The organism is Actinoallomurus sp. NPDC052274 (assembly GCF_040679475.1).
Taxonomy (GTDB): Bacteria; Actinomycetota; Actinomycetes; order Streptosporangiales; family Streptosporangiaceae; genus Actinoallomurus; species Actinoallomurus liliacearum.
Genome location: NZ_JBFAUT010000122.1, coordinates 1 through 5176, shown reverse-complemented (window position 1 = coordinate 5176; position 5176 = coordinate 1). Strand labels below are relative to the sequence as shown.

Sequence of the window (5176 nt, the reverse complement as noted above, 5' to 3'; positions counted from 1 at the left end):
GCCCCCTTGGCTCCCAGCCGGCGCTCGCGGCCGCGCGCGGCGGCGGGCGGGGGGCGGTTTTGGTGTGGTAGGGCGGCGGGGGTGGCCCCCCCCGCGCCCCCCCCCCGCCCGGGTGAGGTCGCCGGGAGGGCTCAGACGGCGAGCACCGGCGCGAGCCGGCCACCGACCGGGCCGGGGCCGCCGGAAGGTCTCAGCCGGTCAGCACCGGGGCGCGCTCGGGCTCCGGCGTGTCGCGCGCGGGGGCGCCGCGCAGACCGAGAAGGCCGCCGAGCGCGGCGAAGCAGACGAAGACCGCGACCGCCTCGATGCCGACCGCGATGAAGTCGGGATCGCCGATGAGGAAGTCCGGCATCTTGATCATGAGTCCCGCGGCCACCGAAGCGGTGGCCGCCGCACGCCAGGGGTGGTGACGCAGGTCGAGCCAGCGCGTCAGCCGCGGCGCCCGGCGGCGGGCCCCCCGCCACAGCGCCTCGGCGAACCGCAGCGTCCGACCCGCCACGGGCAGGCGGTCGGCCAGCGCACGGCAGACCGCGGCGATCACGTCGAGGGTGTCCTCACCGTGCCGGGCCGACCCCAGCCAGGACGTCCGCGCGGCCGCCCGGAGCCCCGCGTACACCGCGACCGGGATGCCGATCGCGGCCACGGCGAGCGGCAGGCGTTCGGCGAACGGCACGGACGGCCGCAGGTTTCCGGCGGCCACCGCCGCGACCGGGAGCAACGCGACGGCGGCCGCGGCGAGGCTGCGCCCGGCCAGTGCCGCCGGTCTCCCGGCGAGCGCGGTGCCGCGCAGCCACGGCGCCACCACGGACAGGAACAGGCCGTTGAGACCGCAGACGACGGCGACCTGCACCAGCAGGTCCGGGACGGCGTAGAAGACGAGGGGCGACGGCCACGGCCGCGCCGGCGGCGCGGTGTTCAGGGCCAGGCCGGCCGCCACGAACGCCACGGCGCCGCAACCGACCAGCGCCCACGCCGCCCGGGTCAGCGAGTGCCGGACGAAGTCGGCGTTGAACTCGGCGGCGAGCGCCCGCGGGTCGCCGAACCGCGCCAGCGCGTGCTCGGCCGCCTCCTCGGGAGAGGCTCCGCGACGCCTCTCCTCTTCGATCGACTCGGCCAGATGGTCCGAGACCTCGGCGACGATCCGGCGTCGGCGTCCCGCGCCCACGCACAGCCTGCTCAGCAGGGTTTCGATGTAGTCGCGCGTCGAGTTCGGCATGGTCAGGCCCCCGCTCCGAAGATCGCGTCGACCGCCGCCGAGAACGACCGCCACTCCCGGCGGCGTTCGTCCACGGCGTGCCGGCCCCGCGCGGTGAGCGCGTAGACCCGGCGCCGCCGGCCTTCCTCCGCCGACCAGCCGCTCTCGACCAGGCCCGCCCGCTCCAGTCGATGCAGCGCCGGATAGACCGACCCCTCGGGCAGCTCGAAGAAGCCGCCGCTGCGCTCTCGAAGAAGGTCGATCAACCGGTATCCGTGCGCGGGGCCCGTGGCGAGCACCGCGAGCACCAGACCGTCCAGGTGTCCACGTACGGCATCCATACCTAGAAACCCTAGGCTTAGAATGTCTAGGTATCAACCCCGCCGCCGCCCGGGGACGGCCGCCAGCGAACGGAAGGTGCCCGATGACCGGTCTCGCCCATGCCCTGTACGCCCGCCGCCTGCGTCGGCAGGTCATCGACGGCCCGCTGCCCGAGCACGTCGGCCTGATCATGGACGGCAACCGCCGCTGGGCCCGGCAGGTGGGCCTGGACGATCCGAGCCTCGGTCACAAACACGGCGCCGAGCACGCCGAGAAGGTCCTGTCCTGGTGTGAGACCGTCGGAATCCGGCACGTCACCGTGTTCCTCTGCTCGACCGAGAACCTGCAGCGCCGCGGCGACGCCGAGATCGCCTTCCTCATGCGGGTGATCGAGCAGATGGCCACCGAGCGGCTCGCCCGCGAGGACGCCCGCTGGCAGGTCCACGTCGCCGGCATGCTCGACGCGCTGCCCGACAGCACCGCCCGGGCCCTGAAGAGCGCGGTCGAGGCGACGCGCACCTGCGCCACCGGCGCGCACGTCACCCTGGCCGTGGGTTACGGCGGCCGGCAGGAGGTGATCGACGCGCTGCGCGACCACCTGCACGAGCGCGCGGAGGCCGGCGACTCTCTGGCCGCGGCGGCGTCCGCGCTGACCGTCGACGACATCGCGCGGCACCTCTACACCGCCGGACGGCCCGATCCGGATCTCATCATCCGCACCAGCGGCGAACAGCGGATGTCGAACTTTCTGCTCTGGCAGAGCGCCTACTCGGAGCTGTACTTCTGCGAGGCCAACTGGCCCGCCTTCCGCGAGATCGACTTCCTGCGCGCCCTGCGCAGCTACGCGACCCGCCGGCGCCGGTACGGCGCCTGACCGTCGACGATCCAGGGCGGCGCGGCCTCGCCGAACACCTGGCCGACGCCGCCGGCCACGCCAGGAGGCATCCCGTTCGTTCAATCGGTGCTGGAGACCTCCGGCGGGAGTCGCCGGGCGGCCTCGGCCAGGATCTCGACGACGCGCAGGCCGAACGCCGCGTCGCAGTCGTGGGAGCGTCCGGTGCGCGCCGAGTCCAGCAGCGTGTCGATCATCCGGTCGAGCGCGGCCACCGGCGTTCCCTCGTTCGGCGGCATCACGGTGACACCGTGGTCGCCGCGGAGTTCGACCGTCGAGCCCGTCGCCGCGGCCGGCGCGGTCAGGGACAGGGTGGCGGTGCTCGACGCGCCGCCGTCGTGCCGCAGGACGAGATGCACGGTGTCACCGGGGCCGGTCGTCGCCGCGGCCACCTCCCGCACGTCGCCGAGCACGGGAAGCAGCACGGACAGGGCGTGCGGGCCGACGTCCCACAGCGCGCCCTTCTGGCGCCGCCACGGCGAGTCCGCGAACGGCCCGCCGTCGAGCGCGCCGATCCACGCCGCGTGCGCGGTGAACCAGCCGCCGCGCCGGGCCTGCTCGGCGATCCACTGGCGTATCTCGCCCAAGAAGCGGGAGGTGAAGAACGCCGCCGAGGCGACGCCCGTCTCCCGGACCGCGGCGACGACGGCGCGCGCGTCGGGCACCTCGACCGCCAGCGGCTTGTCCAGCAGCAGGTGACGACCGGACCGGGCGGCGCGTACGGCGAGCGGCGCCTGGACGGCCGGTGGAAGCGCGATCGCGACCGCCTCGGTGTCCGCGATGAGGGCGTTCACGTCCTCGTACGGACGGGTGCCGAAGCGCTCGGCGAGCGCACCGGCCGCCTCGGGACGCCGGCCCCAGACTCCGACGAAGTCGACCGCGGAATGGCCGCGCAGCGCCGGGGCGTACGCGAGTTCCGCCCAGGGGCCAGTCCCCAGTAGTCCGATCCGCACGCTCTCACCCTCCTCGTACCCTTACCGGCCCGTCGACCGACATGGTGTCGAAGTCCGGAACCGGACACCAACAGTCAAGAGGACGTAAAGTCATATTGACCGGCAGGTGACGAATTCCTATGTTCCGCGCAGCACCACCAAACGTGGTGTCACCGGCCGGAGGGCGGTAGACCCCGCCGCGTCCGGCCTCCCGCCAGAAAGGGAGCCAAGGATGTCACCCCCATCCACCCGAGCTCGTCGCCTGCGGCGCACCCTCCTGACCCTCATCGCCGCGCTCGCCCTGCCCATCGCCCTGCTCACCGCGACGACCGCGCCGGCGAGCGCCGCCCCGGCCGCCGCCGGACCGCACCACGTCGCCCCGGTGAAGCGCGCGTGCGCGGCCCCCACCCGTCGCGGCCAGATGGCGTGTCTGTCCCTCGTACGCACCGACGTGGCCGCCCACCAGGGCGTCCACCCGAACCTGGCCCCGTCCGGATACGGTCCCTCCGACCTGCAGAGCGCGTACGCCCTGCCGTCGTCGTCGGCCGGATCCGGGCAGACGGTCGCGATCGTCGACGCCTATGACGACCCGAACGCCGAATCCGACCTGGCGACGTACCGCTCCCAGTACGGGCTGTCCGCCTGCACCACCGCGAACGGCTGTTTCAAGAAGGTCAACGAGACCGGCGGCAGCAGCCTCCCGTCCGCCGACTCCGGCTGGGCCGAGGAAGAGTCGCTGGACCTGGACATGGTGTCGGCGGTCTGCCCGAGCTGCCACATCCTGCTGGTCGAGGCGAACCAGCCGAGCATGGACGACCTGGGCACCGCGGTGAACACCGCGGTCAGCCTCGGCGCCAAGTTCGTGTCGAACAGCTACGGCGGCTCCGAGGACAGCACCGACCCGAGCAGCGACTCCTCCTACTTCAACCACCCGGGCGTCGCGATCACCGTGTCGTCGGGCGATAACGGCTACGGCGTCGAGTACCCGGCGGCCTCGCAGTACGTCACCGCGGTGGGCGGAACCTCGCTGTCCCGGGCGTCGAACTCGCGTGGCTGGAGCGAGTCTGCCTGGTCCGGCGCGGGCTCGGGCTGCTCCGCCTACGACGCGAAGCCGTCCTGGCAGAAGGACTCCGGCTGCGCCAAGCGCACGGTGGCCGACGTCTCGGCCGTGGCCGACCCGAGCACCGGCCTCGCCGTCTACGACAGCTACCAGGTCGGCGGGTGGCTCGTCGTCGGCGGCACCAGCGCCTCCTCGCCGATCATCGCCGGTGTCTACGCGCTGGGCGGGTCGCCGGCGTCCGGCACCTACCCGGCGTCCTACCCGTACGCTCACACCGGCGCGCTCAACGACGTCACCTCGGGCAGCAACGGTTCGTGCAGTCCGTCCTACCTGTGCACCGCCGGTTCCGGGTACGACGGGCCGACCGGGCTGGGCACTCCCAACGGGGCGACGGCCTTCCAGAGCGGATCCACCGGCGGCAACACCGTCACGGTGACCAACCCGGGCAACCAGACGAGCACGGTCGGCACGGCGGTCACCCTGCAGATCCAGGCGACCGACTCCGCCTCGGGCCAGACGTTGACCTACAGCGCGACGGGCCTGCCCGCCGGGCTGTCGATCAACTCCTCCACCGGCCTGATCTCCGGAACGCCGACCACGGCGGGCACCTCGAACGTCACCGTCAGCGCCAAGGACTCCACCGGCGCCTCCGGGTCGGCGTCCTTCACCTGGACCGTCAATCCGGTCGGCGGCGGGTGCTCCTCGCCGGGCAACAAGGTGAGCAACGGCGGGTTCGAGAGCGGCACCTCACCGTGGACGACGACCTCCGGCGTCGT

General features: G+C 73.4%; 5 protein-coding genes. 2 read left to right on the top strand and 3 right to left on the bottom strand.

The genetic code is table 11. From position 1 onward, the window contains the following. Positions 1-190 precede the first annotated feature (190 nt). Positions 191-1216, bottom strand: a complete 1026-nt coding sequence (locus AB0K82_RS44215) for a permease prefix domain 1-containing protein (protein WP_364409689.1) — start codon at positions 1214-1216, stop codon at positions 191-193. A gap of 2 nt (positions 1217-1218) precedes the next feature. Beyond that, positions 1219-1536, bottom strand: coding sequence for a helix-turn-helix transcriptional regulator (locus tag AB0K82_RS44210; RefSeq protein ID WP_364409686.1), 318 nt, complete (start codon positions 1534-1536; stop codon positions 1219-1221). Between the two features lie 83 nt (positions 1537-1619). Between AB0K82_RS44210 and uppS the strand changes: the two genes are divergently transcribed. Continuing rightward, positions 1620-2390, top strand: a complete 771-nt coding sequence (gene uppS / locus AB0K82_RS44205; RefSeq protein ID WP_364409683.1) for a polyprenyl diphosphate synthase — start codon at positions 1620-1622, stop codon at positions 2388-2390. An 80-nt stretch (positions 2391-2470) separates the two neighbouring features. On the opposite strand, the gene AB0K82_RS44200 is transcribed toward uppS, so the two are convergent. Beyond that, positions 2471-3361, bottom strand: coding sequence for a Gfo/Idh/MocA family oxidoreductase (locus AB0K82_RS44200; protein WP_364409680.1), 891 nt, complete (start codon positions 3359-3361; stop codon positions 2471-2473). A gap of 211 nt (positions 3362-3572) precedes the next feature. On the opposite strand from AB0K82_RS44200, the gene AB0K82_RS44195 reads away from it, so the two are divergent. Then, on the top strand, positions 3573-5176 hold a 1604-nt coding region (locus tag AB0K82_RS44195), incomplete at its 3' end, for a putative Ig domain-containing protein (protein ID WP_364409677.1).

Excerpts from the sequence above, each read along its gene's own strand:
- AB0K82_RS44215 (WP_364409689.1), bottom strand. The coding sequence starts at position 1,216 with ATGCCGAACTCGACGCGCGACTACATCGAAACCCTGCTGAGCAGGCTG.
- AB0K82_RS44210 (WP_364409686.1), bottom strand. The coding sequence starts at position 1,536 with ATGGATGCCGTACGTGGACACCTGGACGGTCTGGTGCTCGCGGTGCTC.
- uppS (WP_364409683.1), top strand. The coding sequence starts at position 1,620 with ATGACCGGTCTCGCCCATGCCCTGTACGCCCGCCGCCTGCGTCGGCAG.